Here is an 18268-nt window from a genome sequence, read left to right as displayed (position 1 = left end):
TCGAGATTCCGGTGAGGTCCGTACCAGCAGTCCCCTGCGCTTCAGTCCATCCGTGATGTCTACCTCGGAGGCACAGTCATGGGCTCGTACGCCCTTCCCAGATCCGTTGTCCGCCGGAAGATCCGCGGCCTGCTGCTCGCGCTGACCGTCGGTGTCCTCGGTGCGGTCACCGCGCTGGTCGCGCCGCCGACCGCACACGCCGCCGAGAACACGCTCGGCGCCGCGGCGGCACAGAGCGGCCGCTACTTCGGCACCGCCATCGCCTCGGGCAGGCTGGGCGACTCGGCGTACACCTCGATCGCGAGCCGTGAGTTCAACATGGTGACGGCCGAGAACGAGATGAAGATCGACGCCACCGAACCGCAGCGCGGCCGGTTCGACTTCACCGCCGGCGACCGCGTCTACAACTGGGCGGTGCAGAACGGCAAGCAGGTGCGGGGCCACACCCTGGCCTGGCACTCCCAGCAGCCCGGCTGGATGCAGAGCCTCAGCGGCAGCTCTCTGCGCCAGGCGATGATCGACCACATCAACGGCGTGATGGGCCACTACAAGGGCAAGATCGCCCAGTGGGACGTCGTGAACGAGGCCTTCGCCGACGACGGTTCCGGCGGACGGCGCGACTCCAACCTGCAGCGCACGGGCAACGACTGGATCGAGGTCGCCTTCCGCACCGCGCGCGCCGCCGACCCGGCGGCCAAGCTCTGCTACAACGACTACAACATCGAGAACTGGACCTGGGCGAAGACCCAGGGCGTGTACAACATGGTCCGGGACTTCAAGCAGCGCGGGGTGCCGATCGACTGCGTCGGGTTCCAGTCGCACTTCAACAGCGGCAGCCCGTACAACAGCAACTTCCGCACCACCCTGCAGAATTTCGCCGCCCTCGGCGTCGACGTGGCCATCACCGAACTCGACATCCAGGGCGCCTCGCCCACGACCTACGCCAACGTGACCAACGACTGCCTGGCCGTCTCGCGCTGCCTCGGCATCACGGTCTGGGGTGTGCGCGACTCCGACTCCTGGCGCTCGGGGGACACACCGCTGCTGTTCAACGGCGACGGCAGCAAGAAGCCCGCCTACACCGCCGTCCTCGACGCGCTCAACGGCGGCGGCTCCACGACGCCGCCCCCCGCGGACGGCGGACAGATCAAGGGCGTCGGTTCGGGCCGCTGCCTCGACGTGCCCAACGCCGTCACCACCGACGGCACACAGCTCCAGCTCTGGGACTGCCACAGCGGCACCAACCAGCAGTGGACGTACACCGACGCCGGCGAGCTCAGGGTCTACGGCAACAAGTGCCTCGACGCCGCCGGTACGGGCAACGGCTCCAAAGTCCAGATCTACAGCTGCTGGGGCGGCGACAACCAGAAATGGCGCCTCAACTCCGACGGATCCATCGTCGGCGTCCAGTCCGGACTCTGCCTCGACGCCGTCGGAGGCGGCACCGCCAACGGCACCCTGATCCAGCTCTACTCCTGCTCGAACGGCAGCAACCAACGCTGGACCCGCACCTGAGGAGGGCCTGCCACCGACGGAAGGGGGAAGCCGCGACGGCCCGCCGTGCGGCTTCCCCCGCCCAAGGCTGCGAAAGCTCCTCCCGGCGCACTCGCCCGACTGCCCCGCTACGGTCGCCCCCATGCACACCCAGGGTGACACTCGTCACACCGAGAGTCACCCACGCCCGAGTCGGGACACCCCGCGGCCGCCGCTGACGGCCGGTGCGGCGCTTCCTCCTCGCGGCATCCAACGGGTCAGGAGGAGTCACCATGGGCCACGTCGCCCCGAGAGTCCGGGCTGCGCTGACGTGCGCGATACTGCTCGCCGCCGCCGGGTGCGGCCAGCAGCGGTCCGGCACAGGGTCGGGCACGTCCGGCGACCCGATCAAGGCGGGACTGGTCGCGAACCTGCGCAAGAGCGGGTTCGACGTCAGTCCCGGATACGCGCGGCTGTACACCCAGCAGGACTGCAAGGACCACACGTACCCGAAGCTGAAGAACTGCCAGGCGAACAACCCCGCGGCCCCCTACGTGGTGCCCGTCGTGAAGACCTGGCCGGGCGAGTACGTCGACCCGGCGATGACGAACGCCTTCGGGGCGACGCGTCCCGGCTACACGTCGAGCTACCGGCTCGAGGCCGGGGACGCGCTCGTGATGTACGGCAGGATGCCCCCGCCGGGCCGCTACATGGGCCTGCAGACCTTCGAACTCGGCCAGCAGGGGCGCTGGAAGGCCGGCGACTACCTCAAGTGGCAGCGCAAGACCGACGTCGTCCCGATGCAGTACCTGTTCGACACCATCCCGCCCGACGGCCGGAAGTCGGACCGGACCCAGAGCTTCTCCTCGCTCGGGGACATCGTCAACAACGTCGGCATGAAGCGGCAGTCCGGTTACTCCTTCGACAAGGACCGGTACTTCATCGTCACCCCCAGCGCCACCACCGACCGCGCCGTACGCCGCGCCCTGCAGGCCCAGGGCGTCCCCGCCGATGACATCTTCACCGAGCAGATCCCCGACCGCGACAGCCACGGAGAGATCGGGCCGCTCGGCATGGGCAGGAACGCCATCGACTTCTTCACCGCGTTCCGGTACGCCCTTCCCGACCCCGGCCAGGAGCAGGCCGCGGAGAAGTGGCGGAGCAACCCCCCGATGACGGTGATGCGCGTACGCGCCCCCTCCTCGGCCGGGCCCGTCCACCGTTACGGACCGCTCACCTACGCCAAGCGGACGGCCGACAGCGAGACCCGTCTGGCGGGCGACATGGCGAACCTGATCAGCGCGGTGTGCGACCGCGTCCGCGGCACGGCGCACCTGCGGGCCGAGGACTGCACGCGCCCGCTGCCGGAGTCCACCAAGCTGGCCGACCCGGTGCGCGACTACGGCTGGACCGGGCCGTACTGCCGCGGGATCAACATGAACTGCCTGGGCGACCAGCAGGACGCCGCCTACTTCCTGGCCCCACCGCTGCCGCTCGACTCCGGACAGGTCTACGCGGTCGTCGACACCCTCGCCACCGAGACCGGCAACGCGACCTACAGCGCGCTGTCCGTCAACGACGCCTCGTTGCTGGCGGGCGTGGCGAACGTGCTGGACACCACGCTCAAGGGCTCCGCCGACGGATACGCGAAGTCGGTCCGCAACAGCGGCAAGTTCTTCGTGCACTACTTCACCCGGGACTGCGCGGTGCTCCGGGGCCTGCCCGGCTGGCCGAAGAACTGCACCTCGATCAGCACCCAGTTGCTGCCGTCGCACCTGGACACCACCGCCCAGGGCGATCCCGCTCTGCACGGCAAGTTCATGGCCGCCCTGCGTGACTACGTCAAGCCGGGCACCGAGCACGGCCCGGACTCCTCGAAGCTGCTGTACCCGAGGATCCTGACGTTCACCCAGCCCGGAAAGTAGCGCCCGCCCACCGGCCTCCGCCGTACCGGTGGACCCGATCCGGCTCACCCGCGGGGGGAGCCGGATCGCGGCCGGACGGGGCCGGCGGTCCACCAGGACCCGAAGCGGGCCGACGAACCCGGCCTCACGCGACGCCGTGGGGGGCGAGCATCAACGATGTCGCCGTCGTCGAGGGCAATCGACGTATCCACGGGCCCCGGTCTGTGGACGGCCACGGGGTCGGCCTCCCGATCCGGTGGCGCTCGCCATCACGCCCCTCGAGCCGGTGGTCCCGGGCGGCGCAGCCCTCGTCGAGGCCGCCGCGCTCATGCAGGACACCGCGCCCGCTGCCTCCTGCCGGCTCCCGCTGCCGCACGCCGCCGACGGAGCGCGGCCCGGGTGCGGCCGCCCCCTACCGAGGCGCCCTGCGGCGTGGCAGCGGCACGAGAGCCAGTCCCGCCACAATGAGCGGCAGGAAGCTGACCAGCAGCATGGTGAGTTGCAGCGCCTGGGTGAAGTCCAGCCCGAGGTGGAGTCCGGAAGCCTGACGGAGCAGGTTCGGATCGTAGACGCTGCCGCCGACGTTCTGTGCCATCGCACTGCGTACGGCGTCCACGGCCTGCTGAGCTTCGTTCACGGACAGATCGCGTGACTGCGCGTCCGCCAGCCAGCGCCGCTGGAAGAAGAAGTTGAAGAGCAGGAGGTAGACGGTGGGCCCGAGTGCCGAGCCGGTCATCCCGAAGGCCATCTGCACGGAGGCCACAGTGCCGGACCGCCCCGGCGGTGCCTGGGCGAGGACCGTCTCGGACACCGCTGTGGAGGTGACCAGCGCCCCCAGGTTGGTCAGCCATGTGGCCAGTACCAGCAGCCACAGCGCTATCGTGGGGCTGACGGTGCCGACCAGCAGCAGACCGCCCGCCGCCATCGCGAGCAGACCGGTGACCATCACCGGCCGGGGACTGTACTTCCCGACCAGGTGCCCGGCCAGGATCACGGCGCCGGCGACGAGAAGCGTGCCGGGCAGGTACAACAGGCCGATCTTCTCGGGAGACAGCCTCAGCACCACGCTGCCGAACTGCCCCAGAACCAGGCTGAGCCCGCCCCCCAGGAAGTTCAGTGTGAGAGCCGCCGCCAGGGCCACACTGAACGGTGCGCTGCGGAACAGCGTCAGATCCAGCGCGGGCTGGACGGTGCGGCGGGCATGCAGCACGTAGAGCACGACGGCGACCGCACTGATCACCAGCGGTACCCAGGTCTGGGGCCGGGAGACGCCGTTCTGCGCCGCGGCGAGACCGACGACCAAGGTCAGCAGGGCCGTTCCGATCAGGCTGACACCGGTCACGTCCACGGGGCGCCCCTGCTGAGCGGGGGTCGGCGGCACATACCGGGCCGTCAGCCACAGCGAGACCAGGGCGAGCGCAGGAGCGATCAGGAACAGGAACCGCCAGCCGACGGCCACCACCGCCCAGCCCGTGAACGCGGGGATCACCCCGCACAGGACCATCTCGACGCCCATCAGGACACCGATGGCCGCCGGCCGTTGCTCCGCGGTCACCGACACTTTCAGCAGGGCCAGCGACACCCCCAGCAGCATGGTCATCCCCAGCCCGTCCAGGAACCGCATCGCCAGCAGGAATCCGTAGCCGGGGGAGAACACGGAGAGCACGTTGACGACCGTCACGACCACCAGTCCCCGTATCAGCAGCCGCTTGAGTCCCACGGTGTCCGCGAGGCTGCCCACGGCGAGGACGGAAGCGGCCATCACCAGCGTCGCGGCGCCGCTCAGCAGCCCGACGGCCTGGGGCGGCACCCGCAGGGCCCGGTCCACCTGGGCCAGGTTCAGGCTGAGGACCAACGGGTCGACCACCGTGACGGTGAAGGCGAGGGAGAGCCCGAGGACGATCGCCAGAGGCAATCCCCCGGCAGGGGACCCGACCGCCGACACGGCACCTCCGCTGCTTCCACGTCCCATGCCGGTCGACGCTAGCCCGGTGGCGGCGGACCGTCCGACGTGCCCGGTCCAACACGCACGGAAGCCAGACGATCGGGTCAGCGGGGAAACCGGCCCGGCCGCCCGGCCCCGGGCTCCGGGACTGCACCGTGAGCGTCCGCGCGCAGGGCGTCAGAGATCGACTTGGCGCCGCCGTGCGCGGTGAGTCCGCCGTCGACCGGTATCTCGGCCCCCGTGATGAAGGACGCCTCGTCGGAGAGAAGGAAGACGACGAGCGGGGTGATCTCGTCGACGGTTCCGGTCCGGCCGAGCGGTGTCTCGCGGACGTTCGCCTCTCGGAAGCCGGGCGCCGCGGAGGCGGTCATGTCCGTTTCGATGAAGCCGGGGTGGACGATGTTCACGCGGATGCCGACGGGCCCCAGTTCCATGGCGGCGGTCCGCGACAGGCCGCGCAGCGCCCACTTGCTGGCCGTGTAGGCGACCGGGTAATGGCCGGTGAGCGCCGCGGACGAGCCGATGTTCACGATCGAGGAGCCGGGTGGCATCAGCGGGGCAAGGTGCTGGATGCCCAGCAGCGGGCCGCTGACGTTGACCGCGTGGACCCGGGCCATGTCCTCGGGGCCCACGTCGTCGATCCGGGCCCGCCACGTGATGCCCGCGTTGTTGACCAGGCCGTGCACCTGCCCGTACGCCTCACGCAGGTCGGCGGCGAGTTCCGCCCAGTCCTTCTCGCTGGTGACGTCGAGACGGCGGCAACCGGGTGTCTCCGTCACGTCGGTGGCGATCACCCGGGCACCTTCTCGGGTCAGTGCCTCGGCCTCGGCGGCGCCCTGGCCGCGGGCGGCGCCGGTGACCACGACGACCTTGCCGAGCAGCCTCCCCCAGCCTTCGGCCGGGAGGTGCCCCCGGGGGCAGAGGTCGGTCACGGCCGCTCCCGGGAGCGGCGTCGGGCGACGGGAACGGTCATGGGGTCCGGGCCGGCCACCACGGTGTTGGAGACGGAGCCGATGCCCTCGACGGTGAGGGTGACCGTGTCGCCGGGCTTCAGGGCAGGCGGGGACTGCTCGCCCCGTACACCCCACAGCTCGGCGAGGCAGCCGCCGTTTCCGCAGGTCCCGGAACCGAGGACGTCGCCGGGGCGGACGACGGTGCCGCGTGAGGCGTAGGCGGCCATCTCCTCGAAGGTCCAGCTCATGTTGGACAGCAGATCCCTGCCCACGACCTCGCCATTGATCTCGGCGGTCAGCGCCAGGCGCAGGAAGCCGTCCGCGTCGCGGTACTTCCCCAGCTCGTCGGCGGTGACCAGGTAAGGACCCAGCGTGGTGGCGGTGTCCTTGCCCTTGCAGGGGCCGAGGCCGACCTTCATCTCGGCGGACTGCAGGTCCCGTGCCGACCAGTCGTTGAAGACGGTGTAGCCGAGGATGTGGTCGCGGGCCTGCTCGGGCGTGAGGTCGCGGCCCTCCTTTCCGATCACGGCGGCGACCTCCAGCTCGAAGTCGAGCACGCTCGACCCCGGCGGCACGGGGATGTCGTCGTGCGGCCCGTACATCGCGTAGGGGTTGCCGAAGTAGAACGTCGGGGCCGCGTACCACCGCTCCGGTACCCCGGCAGTCCCGTCCACGGACCGCCGTACGCCCTCGACGTGTTCCTCGAAGGTGACGAAGTCCCGCACGGTGGGCGGCTGGAGCGGCGCCAGCAGTCGTACGTCGCAGATGTGGGGGCCGGCCGGGACGTCCAGGATCGCGGAGCCCGCGTCGAGCAGTTCGGGCAGGCCACCGCCCTCGGCGAGCAGGCCGGTCAGTGAGCTGACGCCGGGCAGGGGGTGGAGCGTGCCGTCCTCTGAGACGACGGCCACGTGGCGTCGGTTGCGGTACTCGTACGCGGCGAAACGCATGGCGGTTTCCTGTCGGCTGTCGACGTGAGGGGTGGCGCGAAGGCCGGGGATGCGGCATGGGAGTCAGGGCAGTCGACAGGGCAGCCGCGCCCCGGGGACTGAAGGCTCCGCCGATCAGACCGGCGGGGCGACGAAGCAGCCGTGGTCGACGTCGTTGAAGGACTCCTTGGTGACCAGTTCGTTCATGGGGTTGGCGGTGCCCCACTGGTCGGTGACCTCGGGCTTCGAGAAGTCGTAGACGTGCGGGTGCCAGGTGTCCTCGTCCAGCAGCTCCAACTCCGTGGTGTACTCCACCGTGTTGCCGTGCGGGTCGAGGAAGTAGGTGAAGGTGTTGTCGCCCGCCATGTGCCGGCCCGGCCCCCAGATCTTGCGGGCGCCGGAACGCATGACACGGCCGGAGCCGCGCATGTACTCGTCGATTCCGCGCATCTCGAAGGAAATGTGGTGCAGCGAGGTGTGCGGGCCCTTGGCGATGGCCATGGAGTGGTGCTGGTTGCTGATCCGCATGAAGTGCATGACGTCGCCGATGTGCGGATGGCCGAGCGTGTCGGACAGCCGGAAGCCGAGGTGCTCCTCGTACCACGCCCTGGTCTTGTCCAGATCCGGCGAGTTGAGGACGACGTGCGACAGCTTGACCGGGATCGACTCCTTCTCCTCGATCTTGCGGTGCTGCCGCACCTCGACGTCGGCCGAGACCTCGACGGTACGCCCGTCGACGTCGAAGAAGCGGAAGCCATAACCGCCGCCGGGTGTTTCCACTGTGCCCGGCTGGGAGATCAGCGGCACGCCCCTGGTGAGGAGCTGCTCGGCGAGCGTGTCCACGTCAGCCGGGCTCGCGGCACCGTAGGACACGAGGTCGAGACGCTTCTCCTCGGCCTTGCGCAGCCGGACGACGTACTGCTCCGGGCTGCCCTCGGCGGCCAGGAAGGAGATGCCGGAGTCCTCGGCGACCTTGGTCAGGCCCCACACTCCGGCGTAGAAGTCGAGTTGCTTGTCGTAGTCCGGCACGGCGACGTCGACGTGGCGGAGGTGGGTGAGCAGGCGGTTGTCCATGGAGGGCTCCTCAGACGAGGTCGAGCAGAGCGGCGGCGTTTCCGCCGCGGACGGAGTGGAAGTCGGTGTCGGGCAGGTCCGCGGCGCGCAGCGCGCCGAGCGGGTCGTCGGTGCCCATGTCGAAGGGGAAGTCGGAGCCGAGCAGGACCCGCTCCGGGCCGACCGCCCGCACCAACTCCCGCAGCACCTGGGGGTCGTGGACCAGGGAGTCGAAGTACAGCTGCTTCAGATAGCTGCTCGGTTCCCGCTCACAGCCCCGGGCGTCGGGACGGGCCCGCCAGGCGTGGTCGGAGCGGCCGATGTGGGTGGGCAGGTAGCCGCCGCCGTGCGCCGCGATCAGCTTCAGGCCCGGATGACGGTCCAGGACACCGGAGAAGATCAGGTGGGAGAGGGCGACCGCGTTCTCGGTGGGCTGGCCGACGGTGTTGGACAGGTACCACTGGTCCAGGCGCTCCTCGAGGGAGCAGCCGAACGGGTGCAGGAGGACCAGGGCGCCTGTCTCCTCCGCACGGGACCAGAAGGCTTCGTACGCCGGGTCCGACAGTTCGCGGCCGGGCGCGTGCGAGGAGATCTCCACGCCCCTCAGCCCCTGGTCCAGGGCGTGGTCGAGCAGGCCTACCACGAGGTCGGAATGCTGGAGCGGGACCAGGCCCAGGCCGTGCAGACGGTCGGGAGCCTTCGCACAGTGCGCGGCGGTGCCCTCGTTGGCCAGTCGGCAGACCTTCTCGGCCAGTCGGGGCTCGGCCCAGTAGTGGTAGTGGGAGGGCGAGGGGCTGACCAGCTGGATGTCCACGCCCTGCGCGTCCATGGCCGTCAGGCGCACCGCGGCGTCCGTCAGCTTCGGCACGCGCGCGCCGACCATCGGACCGTTCACTGCCAGGGCCGCCGGGCCGTTGCGGCGTGCGTCGAGGGCGCGGGCTCCGGCGAGTCCGGGATGACCGGCGACGGCCTCCTCGACCTCCGGGAGCAGGAGGTGGGCGTGGACGTCGATGGTCGGCGCGGAGGATGCGGTGGTGGTCACGGGCGCTCCTTGAGGAGGTTCATGGTGCGGCCGACCAGCCCGGCCATGTCGGCGTCGCGCACACCGTCCAGCTGCCACTGGCCGATCTGCATGGACGCCTCGACGACGGTGCGCACCCGGGGCATGCGGCGGTCGTGGTAGGTCCGGAGCAGCTCGTCGTCCCAGTCCCGGCCGTCGGCCACGGCTGCGCTGAGCAGCTCGGCGAGGACGAGGGCGTCCTCCAGGGACATGGCCGCGCCCTGGGCCATGGTGGGCGGGCAGCAGTGGGCGGCGTCGCCGATGAGCACGACCCGGCCCCGGTGCCAGGAGTCCTCGACCAGCAGGCGGTCGAACCAGGTGTAGTTGACCTTCTTCGGGTCGGTGATGTGCTCGGTGATCTCCGGCCAGACCCCGCCGTAGCTCTGCGCCAGGCGGCGCATCTCGTCGGCGTAGGTGGCCGGGTCGATGGAGGCGCGGTCGCGGCACCCTTCGACGACGTACGCGTAGATGGTGTTCTCGCTGGTGGGGCAGTAGCCGGCGATGTAGGCGGGGCCGCCGTAGGCGAGGTCGGTGCGCGTCACGCTCTCGGGCCGCGGGGCGACGACGCGCCAGATGGCCATGCCGGTCGGCTCGGGTTTGTCCGTGATGCCGATCGCGGCGCGGGTGGCGGAGTTGACTCCGTCGGCGCCGATCACCAGGTCGTAGCGGCGCTCGCTGCCGTCGCTGAAGCGCACCGACACGCCGTCGGCGTCCTGCTCCAGCGCTTCGGCGGTGATGCCGAGGCGAACACCGGCGCCGGAGGCGCGGACCGTGTCGATGAGGATCCGCTGCAGCTGGGGGCGCTGCATGCCGAGGGTGGCGGGCAGGTCCTCGCCGCCGGTCTGGATGTCCTCGGCGACGAACAGGACGGTGCCGTCGGGGGTGGTCACTCCCAGCGAGCCGAAGGCGTATCCGGAGGCTTTCACCCGTTCCCACACGCCCAGTTCGCGCAGGACCCGCAGGGCGTTGCCCTGGAGGGTGATGCCGGAGCCGGTGGTGGCGTTCCAGTCCGGCTTGGCCTCGATCAGGTCGACGGCGATGCCGGCGCGGCGCAGCAGGATGGTGACGGCGTTGCCTGAGGCGCCCCCGCCGATGACCAGGACGCTGGGTGTGCCCCCGGCCGGAGGCTGGGAGAGAGTGCGGCTGTCAGCCATGTCGGGGATTCCTCCCGGGGTTGGGCCGCGCGACTTCGGGCGGCGGGGCTGCGGCTCGCCCGCTGCGAGTGCGGGCCGGAGGTGGGGACGGGTCACCCGCCGAAGCGGGCGTGGGCGGTGGGGGCCGGATGCGCCGCTGCTGTCCGGGGAACGGCGCATCCGGCAGTGGTGCGGGCTACTTGACGGCGATCGGGTTGACCGGGGAGCCGACGGCTCCGGTGATGGCGAGGGGAGCGGCGGTGAGCCAGAACTCGTACACGCCGTCGTCGGCGCAGTCGGCGGCGAGTGTGTCGAGGTCCCACATCTCGCCGATCAGCAGGCCCATGTTGGGGATGACGACCTGGTGCAGCGGCTGGAAGGCGCCCTCGAACTCGTTGGGGCGGACCTCGAAACCCCAGGTGTCGGTGGCGATGGCGGCGATCTCGGTGCCGTGCAGCCAGCCGGCGGTGGTGAACGACAGGCCGGGCGCGGGGCCGCCCGCGTAGTCGCCCCAGCCGTCGCGGCGGGCGCGGGCGAGACGTCCGGTACGGACGAGGACGATGTCGCCGGGGCCGACGGTCACCCCGTGGGCCTCGGCGGTCTGCTCGAGGTGCTCCTCGGTGATGGCGAACCCGTCGGGCAGCTCTCCCCCGCTCCCGGCTCCGCTCGAGCGGGAGGTGCCCCCACCCGCGCCGACGACCAGGCCCACGTCCAGCAGCACGCCGCGTCCCGCGACGTACGGCGCCATGTGCTCGATGCCGGTGACGAGGTCTCCCTCGGAGGTGACCACCTGCTCGGCGGCCCGTCCGTTCCACGCCTTGCCGTGGTCGAAGATGTGCCCGAGGCCGTCCCACTGGGTGGAACACTGCAACGGCATCGCGATCACGTCGTCCGCGCCGCCGATGCCGTGCGGGAAACCCTGGTTGCCCAGCGCCGCGTCGGTCCCCGTGTCGAGCATGGTGTGCACCGGGTTGGTCCGCCGGCGCCAGCCCTTCTGCGGCCCGTTCATGTCGAACCGCTGCGACAGCGAGAAGCTCACGCCGCGGCGCACGAGTGCCGCACCCTCGCGCCGCTTGGCCTCGTCGAGGAAGTTCAGCGTGCCGAGCACGTCGTCCTCACCCCAACGCCCCCAGTTGGAGTACGCCTTGGCGGCCTCGGCTATCGCGCCCTCCGGGTCGCGGCGGTCCAGGCTCATGCCGTTCCCTCCGCGACACAGCGGGTGCGCTGCACGCCCAGACCGGTGATGGACCCCTCCATGACGTCGCCGTCGCGCAGCAGGCGTCCCCAGTGGATGCCGTTGCCGGCCGGGCTGCCGGTCAGCACCAGGTCACCGGGCAGGAGTTGAGCCGTCTGCGAGGCGTACGACACCAACCGGGCGACGCCGAAGAGCATGTCCTTGGTGGACTCGTCCTGCATGGTCTCGCCGTTCAGCTTGAGCGTGACCCGCAGGTCACCGGGGTCCGCGATCGACTCCGCGGGTACGAGCCACGGGCCGAGTGGCGTGAAACCGGGAGCGTTCTTGCAGCGCAGCCAGTCGGTGCCGATGGCCTTCATGTCCCGGCGGAACACGGTGGCGCGGTCGGTGAGGTCGTTGGCGATGGTGTACCCGGCGACGTACTCCAGGGCCTCCTCGACCGTCACCCGGTAGGCGGGCTTGGCGACGACGGCCGCCAACTCCAGCTCCCAGTCCGGCTTTTCGGCCCAGGCGGGCAGGACCACGTCGTCGTAGGGGCCCGTGATCGCGCTGGGCAGGCCGATGAACACGTAGGGCAGGTCCTCGGCGGCACGGCGGTCCATGACCGCGGCGATCTCCGCTCGTGCCTCCTCGACGGTGCGGGGGTCGTCGGGGGAACGGTGGGCGACCTCCAGATCGATCACGTGCCGGCGGTAGTTGGCGCCGGACTGAAAGATCTGCCGCGGCTCGATGGGGGCGTGCACCCGCAGGCCCTCGAGTGGCAGCCGGCCGAGGGAGTCGTCCTCCGCCAGGGTGCGCAGGACGGGGAGGGTCTCCTCCCACCGCTCCAGGACTGCGCGCAGATCCGGCGGCGCCCAGTCCAGGGCGCTGCGCAGATCGAGTACCCGGTCCTCGGCCAGGAGGCCGGGAAACGACTCCCCGTCCCGAGCGGAGAACGTGCCGAGCGCGAACGGGCCGGCTGATTGCGCGAGCGTTGCCATCAGATTTCCTCCTGCGGGGTCGGCGTCTACTCTGGCCCCGATCGGGCAATCACGGAAATTGATCCTGTGGATATGCCGAATCCATGTCATGGATGACTCTCGTTGCTAGGCGGTTGCCGGTGAACCTCTCCCGACTCGACCTCAATCTGGTCCTCGCCCTTCGCGCGCTGCTGGAGGAGCGCAATGTCACCCGGGCCGGAGAGCGCATCGGCCTCAGCCAGCCGGCCATGAGCGCCGCGCTGTCCCGGCTGCGCCGCCATTTCGACGACGAATTGCTCGCCCGCACCGGCAACACCTACGAGCTGACTCCGTTCGGCGCCGCCCTGCGCGACCGCAGCGCCACCGCGTGCGACCTGCTGGAGCGGGTCTTCTCCAGCCAGGCGGACTTCGACCCGGTGGCGGAGTCACGTGAGTTCACCCTGCTCGCCTCCGACTACGGGGCGGCCGTGTTCGGTGCCGCACTCGCCCGCACCCTGCACGAGGAGGCGCCCGGCATCCGGCTCACCTTCCAGCACCCGGCACCGTCCGTCGTGGAGAACACCGCCGCGGTGCTGAGCACCGTCGACGGACTGCTGATGCCGCACGGCGTCATCGACGGCTTGCCCGCCGTCGACCTCCACCAGGACCGCTGGCTGTTCCTGGTCCCCGACGATCACCCCGAGATCGGTGACGAACTCTCCCTGGACCAGCTGGGCCGTCTGCCCTGGGCCGTCTACCAGCGTCCCTACGACGCCCCGGCCGCCCGCCAGCTCAGCATGATAGGGATCAGTCCCCAGGTGGAAGTGTCCGTGCAGACCTTCCAGCTGCTGCCCCTCATGGTCGAGGGCACCCGCCGGATCGCGATGATCCAGGAGCGCCTGGCGCGCAGGGCGGTCCGATCGGCCGCGGTGCGCGTCCTGCCCTGCCCCTTCGAGGCGGTACCGGTGCGGGAGGCGATGTGGTGGCACCCGGTGCACGCTCGGGACGCGGGCCACATCTGGCTGCGGCAGAAGGCCGCGGAAGTGGGCGCGACGCTGGCGGGCGACGGCTACGGCCATGGCAAGGGCCCCGGGAAGGCCGTGCCCGTCGACCAGGGCGCCGGGCTGCCGCCGGGCCCGGCTCCGACCGGGCCCGGCGGCAGCCCGTGATCGACGCGCTCTCAGTGGTCCTCCCGCACGCCCTCAGGCCAACTGCTCCGGCAACGGCCGGGGATCGACGGCGCCCACCCGGCGGCGGGCCGCCCACAGCCCCGCCGCGACGAAGGCGGCGGCCAGCCCCAGCACGCCCACCGCACCGGCGAGACTGCCGGCCGCGGACTCCCCGGCGAGCAGCACCAGCGGGCAGACGAACTCACCGCCGAAGAAGGCCGCCGTCCACAGCCCCGTCCCGCGGCCGCGGTCCTCGAACGCCAGGCGGGACATGGCACTGGTGAGAAGGGCGGGCAGCAGCATGCCGGTACCCACACAGTTGACGACCGCCCCGATGACCAGCAGCGGGGCGTTGCCCGCGAGGAACATCACCCCGAAACCGACCGCGCAGACCGCGAAGACGGCGGGCAGCATCGGGGCGGGAGAACGCCGGAGCCGGGCGAAGGTGACCGCTCCGCCCACGGTCGCGGCACTGGCGACCGCGGTGGCCAGTCCGATCACGCCGGTGTTCTCCACCCCGAGGTCGTCGAGCAGGTACGACATCTCCACCGGGACGGTGTAGAACACCATCGCCCCGAAGAAGGTGAGGGCACAGACGCCGCCCAACTGCCGCCAGGGGAACGAGCGGCGGGCCTCCGCCGCGGCCAACGGCGCGTCGCCGTCCGCACGGGCCGCCGGGCGGGGCAGGACGGTTGCCATCAGCGGGGCGAGCGCCAGGCTCACGGCGTAGACCCAGAAGGGCACACGCCAGCCCGCCGATCCGGCGGCGCCGCCGAGCACGAAGAAGACGGTGGCCGACGCGGAGGCGCACATGGTCTGCAGGGCGAGGTACTTCACCCGCCGGTGACCGCTGTAGTAGTCGCCGATCAGAGTCGTGCAGCAGGTCATGATCGCGGCCTCGGCGACGCCGACCAGGGCGCGGCTGGCGATGATTCCGCCCAGCGAGTCCAGCCACAGCGGTGCCGTGCCGAACAGCGCGTACAGGACGGTCGCCACGACCAGCAGGCGCTTGCGGCCCACCCGATCCACGATCACCCCGGCGAACGGGGCCAGCAGCGCCAGCGCCGGGACGGTCAGCGCGAGGGGCACCAGCGCCTCGGCCCCCGGGACCGACGCGAAGTGGTCCTGCATCTTCGGCAGTACCGGGGCGATCAGCACCGCCCCCAGGATCGGCAGACAGCTGCCCGCCATCAGAAGGGTCACCCGCAGCAGATGGGCCGGGCCCGAGACGGCGACGGCTGACGGAGCGGTGGCATCGACCGCCGCGTGAGGCGGCGGGGGCACGGAACCGGGCATGGCGACTCCACGGGGCGGTGTGAGGGAGTGGGCATGCCTCACGGGCGCCGACGGCGCACGGCATGCTGGGGGAGCTCGCACGCCGGCGCCATCCGGACAGCGGCGTGCGGTAGCGACGACTATGGGGGCGCCGAAGCGCCGGTGCCATCCCCTGGGCGATCCGAATCCCGTATCCGGGTCATCCACGCTGTGGATGGGATGGCCACCCGAGGGCCGCGTACTGCTGGTCGCCGCGTACGGGCGGACTGACCTGACCCTGCACCAGCTGGCACCGCTGTTCGCGGTGTCCAGGTCCGCAGCCGACCGCGCATCGCTGTCCATGAGCTCGGCCAGGACGTCATCGACCTTCAGCTCGGCCCGGTCCTGGGCGTCAGACCTTCAGCTCGGCCCGGTCCTGGGCGTCACGGATGGCCTCCATGGCAGGGTCGAGCAACCCGCCGGGGCGACGAAACCGCAGTCAGGCACCCTTGTCCGCCGGCTCCAGAATCGCCACGCACTCCAGGTGGTGCGTCATCGGAAAGATGTCGACCGGAGCCTCATCAGGGAAACTGCAGGTCAGGCAAGGTTTCCCGCCCAACCAGGGAGTCCGTGAGGGCCGCGAGCGTCACGACCGACGGAATCCGATGCCCCCTCCCAGCAGAGCGGCGCTCCGCCAGACCGCCAAGGGCATCAGCGTGTCGAGGGCGCGCAGCGCCTCCTTGCCTGCGTCGGGCCGGCCATCGAGGACCGCGCCCATGTCGAGCAGCAGATCCACGGGCACCTCCGGACCAGTCCGGGCCAGCAGGCTCCGGACGTCATCCCCGAGGTGGTCGTCCCACTCGCCCGTGACCCGTACCCGGACCCCCAGTCCGCGCAGACAGCGCCGGGCCGTCTCCACAGCCGCTGTCTCCTGCGCCTCGGTCCGCTCCGGTCCGGTGACCGGTCGCAGTCGCCCCAACTCGCAGTAGGCGGACAGCGCTTCGGCAAGGGCAGCGGTTTGGGCATCCTCGCCGAAGGGAGCGTCGATCCATCCTCCGTGACGGCTCACCGCACTCACCGGATCAACGTACCTGCCGACCGGCGTGGCCAGCGTCTCCGGGGGCGCTCCGGGCAATGGTGGCAGGTTCCACAGCGGCCTGATCGCTGCACGGACGTCAGGCCACAATCGTCGGCACGCCCCGGCCGCGTGCGGCCGTGTCGGTAGAACGGGAACATAGAGCGGTCCGGACATCGCGGCTCCCCCTCGGCACCGTCCCTGCGCATCCCTTCCCACCAGGGTCCGTTCGCCTCGAAACACTTGAAAAGAGAGCAATTTCGGCCTGCATGGCCGATGTGTTCAAGTACCTGGTGACGGTGTGGCGCACAGAGTGCGCTTCGTGATGGACCTCATCGATGCGCTCTCCCTGGGAGACGTCGTACAGCCACCGCCCGCAGGGTCAGCCCGGGGCACGGGGACCTGCGGCCGCGCTTGCGGAGGTGGTCACCGCGATCCTCGCTCTCACCGTCGATTGCGTCCCGTCCCACGCCGCAGGCGCCGAAAGCGCGGAGCAGACGGAGAGCGGGCACCGCAGGAGGTGGTCCGGGCTCAGGGACGGCCGGGCTGGAGAACCACCGGCAGCGCGGTCAGGCGCCACTGTCCGGGCAGTTGCATGCGCTCGCGCCGTTCCAGTTCAGCCGGTTCCAGGGCGAGGCCGACGTCCGGGTAGCGGTCGAACAGTGAGCCGAAGGCGATCTCGGCTTCGAGTCTGGCGAGGGAGGCGCCCAGGCAGTAGTGGATCCCGTGGCCGAAGCCGAGGTGGTTCTCGGCTTGGCCGGAGGGGTGTCGGCGCAGGTCGAGGCGGTCCGGATCGGTGTAGCGGCGCGGATCGAAGTTGGCCGAGACGAAGACGAGGAGCACGGCGTCGCCCCGCGGGATCCGGGTGCCGGCGATCTCCAGGTCTTCAGCGGCGTAACGCAGCCTGCTCGTCTGGACCGGACCGCACCATCGCATCAGCTCGTGCACCGCGCCCGGCATCCCTTCGGGGTCGGAGCGCAGGTGGGCGAGCTGGTCGAGGTGGGAGAGCAGCGCTGCGGTGCCGTTGCTGATGAGGTGTGCCGTCGTCTCGTGGCCGGCGAGGACCAGGGTCACCACGAAGGTGACCAGCTCCATGTCGCTGATGCCGCCCTCCGCCGCGTCCTGGCCCCGTATGAGTCCGCTGAGCAGGTCGTCGCTCAGGTCGGCACGGCGTTTCCCGATCAGCCGGTGGGTGTGCTCGATCATCGCTGGGAATGAGGTGGCGAGACGTTCCGGCCGCATGGCGATCAGATCCTCGCCCCACTGCTGCCACTTGTCGCTGTCCGCCTCCGGGACGCCCACCAGCTTGCAGATGACCTGGATCGACAGTGGATAGGCGTAGTGCGCGAGCAGGTCCGTGACCCCATCGACGGTTTGCTGCGGCAGGGCGTCCAGCAGCCGGCCGGCGATCTCTTCGATCCGGGGCCGCATGTCCATCACCCGGCGGGCCGTGAACTCCCGCAGCACCCGCTTGCGCAGCCGGGTGTGCTCCGGCGGGTCGGTGTCGAGCATTGAACCGAGCAGGTAGGGACGCAGCTCCTCCGGGATGGCGAGCATGTCCATCATCTTCAGCCGCGGGTCGTCGCCCGACGCACCGGGTACCGAGGCCGGGGTGTTGACCAGGCGGCGGTCGTGCAGCAGCGCGCGGACGTCGTCGTGGCGCGTGACGAACCAGGCCGGCGTGCCGTCGAGGTACCGTCCGTGCACGACCGGGGCCCGCTCCCGCAGGCGTCCGTAGCCGCCGAACGGATCGGCCATCAGGTCCGGGTGCCGCGCGTGCGGTTCGGCGTCGAGGCCGCTGTCCGGAACGGGGGGAGACGTGGACATGCGCTTCGGCTTCTCCTCGTGACGTCAGTCCTCGGCGATGGTGATGGCCCGCACGGGGCAGGCCAGTTCGGCCTCACGGACCGATGGGTCGTCCGTGCCGTCCGTGCCGTCGGGCAGCACGTAGACGATTCCCATGTCGTCCTGGGCGAACAGGGCGGGAGCGGTCAGCGTGCATTGGCCGCTCCCGATACAGCCGTCTCGATCGATGCTGATGCGCACGGGTGCGGCTCCTCTGATTCTCTGGAGGGCAGGGACACAAAATTCTGCCGTGTCATCGATATCGGCACCGTGAGGTCGACGCTAGTGCAGTGAGTTTCGATCGGGCAAGCTGGTCCGCGACTCCCCCGGGCCAATCCGGCTTGT

15 protein-coding genes and 1 pseudogene are annotated in these 18268 nt (G+C 70.7%); 4 read left to right on the top strand and 12 right to left on the bottom strand.

Annotated features, from left to right (window positions below):
• The first annotated feature begins 78 nt into the window (after positions 1-78).
• Both ACJ9NR_RS29395 and ACJ9NR_RS29390 read left to right on the top strand, forming a co-directional pair.
• Positions 79-1515 carry an endo-1,4-beta-xylanase gene (locus ACJ9NR_RS29395; RefSeq protein ID WP_412491949.1) on the top strand — a complete coding sequence of 479 codons (1437 nt, stop codon included), beginning with the start codon at positions 79-81 and terminating at the stop codon, positions 1513-1515.
• 251 nt (positions 1516-1766) lie between these two features.
• A complete protein-coding gene (locus tag ACJ9NR_RS29390) occupies positions 1767-3398 on the top strand; it encodes a hypothetical protein (RefSeq protein WP_412491950.1) in 1632 nt (543 codons plus the stop codon).
• Positions 3399-3789: 391 nt separating this feature from the next.
• On the opposite strand, the gene ACJ9NR_RS29385 is transcribed toward ACJ9NR_RS29390, so the two are convergent.
• The 8 genes from ACJ9NR_RS29385 to ACJ9NR_RS29350 form a co-directional block, all read right to left on the bottom strand.
• Positions 3790-5349, bottom strand: coding sequence for an MFS transporter (locus ACJ9NR_RS29385; RefSeq protein WP_412491951.1), 1560 nt, complete (start codon positions 5347-5349; stop codon positions 3790-3792).
• A 77-nt stretch (positions 5350-5426) separates the two neighbouring features.
• Positions 5427-6254: an SDR family NAD(P)-dependent oxidoreductase gene (locus tag ACJ9NR_RS29380; protein ID WP_412491952.1), complete on the bottom strand. Its 828-nt coding sequence runs from the start codon at positions 6252-6254 to the stop codon at positions 5427-5429.
• A complete protein-coding gene (locus ACJ9NR_RS29375) occupies positions 6251-7222 on the bottom strand; it encodes a fumarylacetoacetate hydrolase family protein (RefSeq protein ID WP_412491953.1) in 972 nt (323 codons plus the stop codon). Before ACJ9NR_RS29375 ends, ACJ9NR_RS29380 begins: the two co-directional genes overlap by 4 nt.
• A 114-nt stretch (positions 7223-7336) precedes the next feature.
• On the bottom strand, positions 7337-8275 hold the full coding sequence (locus ACJ9NR_RS29370) for a VOC family protein (protein ID WP_412491954.1): 939 nt from the start codon (positions 8273-8275) through the stop codon (positions 7337-7339).
• A gap of 10 nt (positions 8276-8285) precedes the next feature.
• On the bottom strand, positions 8286-9296 hold the full coding sequence (locus tag ACJ9NR_RS29365; RefSeq protein WP_412491955.1) for an amidohydrolase family protein: 1011 nt from the start codon (positions 9294-9296) through the stop codon (positions 8286-8288).
• Positions 9293-10468, bottom strand: a complete 1176-nt coding sequence (locus ACJ9NR_RS29360) for an FAD-dependent oxidoreductase (RefSeq protein WP_412491956.1) — start codon at positions 10466-10468, stop codon at positions 9293-9295. The genes ACJ9NR_RS29365 and ACJ9NR_RS29360 overlap by 4 nt, the downstream gene beginning before the upstream one ends.
• 175 nt (positions 10469-10643) lie before the next feature.
• Positions 10644-11642 (bottom strand): cyclase family protein, encoded by a 999-nt coding sequence (locus ACJ9NR_RS29355; RefSeq protein ID WP_412491957.1) that lies wholly within the window; start codon positions 11640-11642, stop codon positions 10644-10646.
• Positions 11639-12622, bottom strand: coding sequence for a fumarylacetoacetate hydrolase family protein (locus ACJ9NR_RS29350; RefSeq protein ID WP_412491958.1), 984 nt, complete (start codon positions 12620-12622; stop codon positions 11639-11641). The genes ACJ9NR_RS29355 and ACJ9NR_RS29350 overlap by 4 nt, the downstream gene beginning before the upstream one ends.
• Before the next feature lie 119 nt (positions 12623-12741).
• Between ACJ9NR_RS29350 and ACJ9NR_RS29345 the strand changes: the two genes are divergently transcribed.
• Positions 12742-13749, top strand: a complete 1008-nt coding sequence (locus ACJ9NR_RS29345) for a LysR family transcriptional regulator (RefSeq protein WP_412491959.1) — start codon at positions 12742-12744, stop codon at positions 13747-13749.
• 33 nt (positions 13750-13782) lie between these two features.
• Here the strand turns inward: ACJ9NR_RS29345 and ACJ9NR_RS29340 are convergent, their stop codons facing one another.
• Complete coding sequence (locus ACJ9NR_RS29340) at positions 13783-15045, bottom strand: MFS transporter (RefSeq protein ID WP_412491960.1); 1263 nt, start codon at positions 15043-15045, stop codon at positions 13783-13785.
• A gap of 202 nt (positions 15046-15247) precedes the next feature.
• Here ACJ9NR_RS29340 and ACJ9NR_RS29335 point away from each other — a divergent pair.
• Positions 15248-15352, top strand: a pseudogene (locus tag ACJ9NR_RS29335) (transposase family protein); the annotation flags it as partial.
• Between the two features lie 297 nt (positions 15353-15649).
• Here ACJ9NR_RS29335 and ACJ9NR_RS29330 read toward each other — a convergent pair.
• The 3 genes from ACJ9NR_RS29330 to ACJ9NR_RS29320 form a co-directional block, all read right to left on the bottom strand.
• On the bottom strand, positions 15650-16255 hold the full coding sequence (locus ACJ9NR_RS29330; RefSeq protein ID WP_412491961.1) for a beta family protein: 606 nt from the start codon (positions 16253-16255) through the stop codon (positions 15650-15652).
• 354 nt (positions 16256-16609) lie between these two features.
• Entirely contained in the window at positions 16610-17905 is a 1296-nt protein-coding gene (locus ACJ9NR_RS29325; protein ID WP_412491962.1) for a cytochrome P450 family protein, read from the bottom strand.
• A gap of 24 nt (positions 17906-17929) precedes the next feature.
• Positions 17930-18124 carry a ferredoxin gene (locus tag ACJ9NR_RS29320; RefSeq protein WP_412491963.1) on the bottom strand — a complete coding sequence of 65 codons (195 nt, stop codon included), beginning with the start codon at positions 18122-18124 and terminating at the stop codon, positions 17930-17932.
• Between the last annotated feature and the right edge of the window lie 144 nt (positions 18125-18268).

The sequence above is a fragment of the Streptomyces sediminimaris genome (assembly GCF_047049295.1).
Classification (GTDB): Bacteria; Actinomycetota; Actinomycetes; order Streptomycetales; family Streptomycetaceae; genus Streptomyces; species Streptomyces sediminimaris.
This window is presented reverse-complemented; position numbering and strand designations above follow the sequence as displayed.

Excerpts from the sequence above, each read along its gene's own strand:
- ACJ9NR_RS29395 (WP_412491949.1), top strand. The coding sequence starts at position 79 with ATGGGCTCGTACGCCCTTCCCAGATCCGTTGTCCGCCGGAAGATCCGC.
- ACJ9NR_RS29390 (WP_412491950.1), top strand. The coding sequence starts at position 1,767 with ATGGGCCACGTCGCCCCGAGAGTCCGGGCTGCGCTGACGTGCGCGATA.
- ACJ9NR_RS29385 (WP_412491951.1), bottom strand. The coding sequence starts at position 5,349 with ATGGGACGTGGAAGCAGCGGAGGTGCCGTGTCGGCGGTCGGGTCCCCT.
- ACJ9NR_RS29375 (WP_412491953.1), bottom strand. The coding sequence starts at position 7,222 with ATGCGTTTCGCCGCGTACGAGTACCGCAACCGACGCCACGTGGCCGTC.
- ACJ9NR_RS29370 (WP_412491954.1), bottom strand. The coding sequence starts at position 8,275 with ATGGACAACCGCCTGCTCACCCACCTCCGCCACGTCGACGTCGCCGTG.
- ACJ9NR_RS29360 (WP_412491956.1), bottom strand. The coding sequence starts at position 10,468 with ATGGCTGACAGCCGCACTCTCTCCCAGCCTCCGGCCGGGGGCACACCC.
- ACJ9NR_RS29355 (WP_412491957.1), bottom strand. The coding sequence starts at position 11,642 with ATGAGCCTGGACCGCCGCGACCCGGAGGGCGCGATAGCCGAGGCCGCC.
- ACJ9NR_RS29350 (WP_412491958.1), bottom strand. The coding sequence starts at position 12,622 with ATGGCAACGCTCGCGCAATCAGCCGGCCCGTTCGCGCTCGGCACGTTC.
- ACJ9NR_RS29340 (WP_412491960.1), bottom strand. The coding sequence starts at position 15,045 with ATGCCCGGTTCCGTGCCCCCGCCGCCTCACGCGGCGGTCGATGCCACC.
- ACJ9NR_RS29330 (WP_412491961.1), bottom strand. The coding sequence starts at position 16,255 with ATGTCCGGACCGCTCTATGTTCCCGTTCTACCGACACGGCCGCACGCG.
- ACJ9NR_RS29325 (WP_412491962.1), bottom strand. The coding sequence starts at position 17,905 with ATGTCCACGTCTCCCCCCGTTCCGGACAGCGGCCTCGACGCCGAACCG.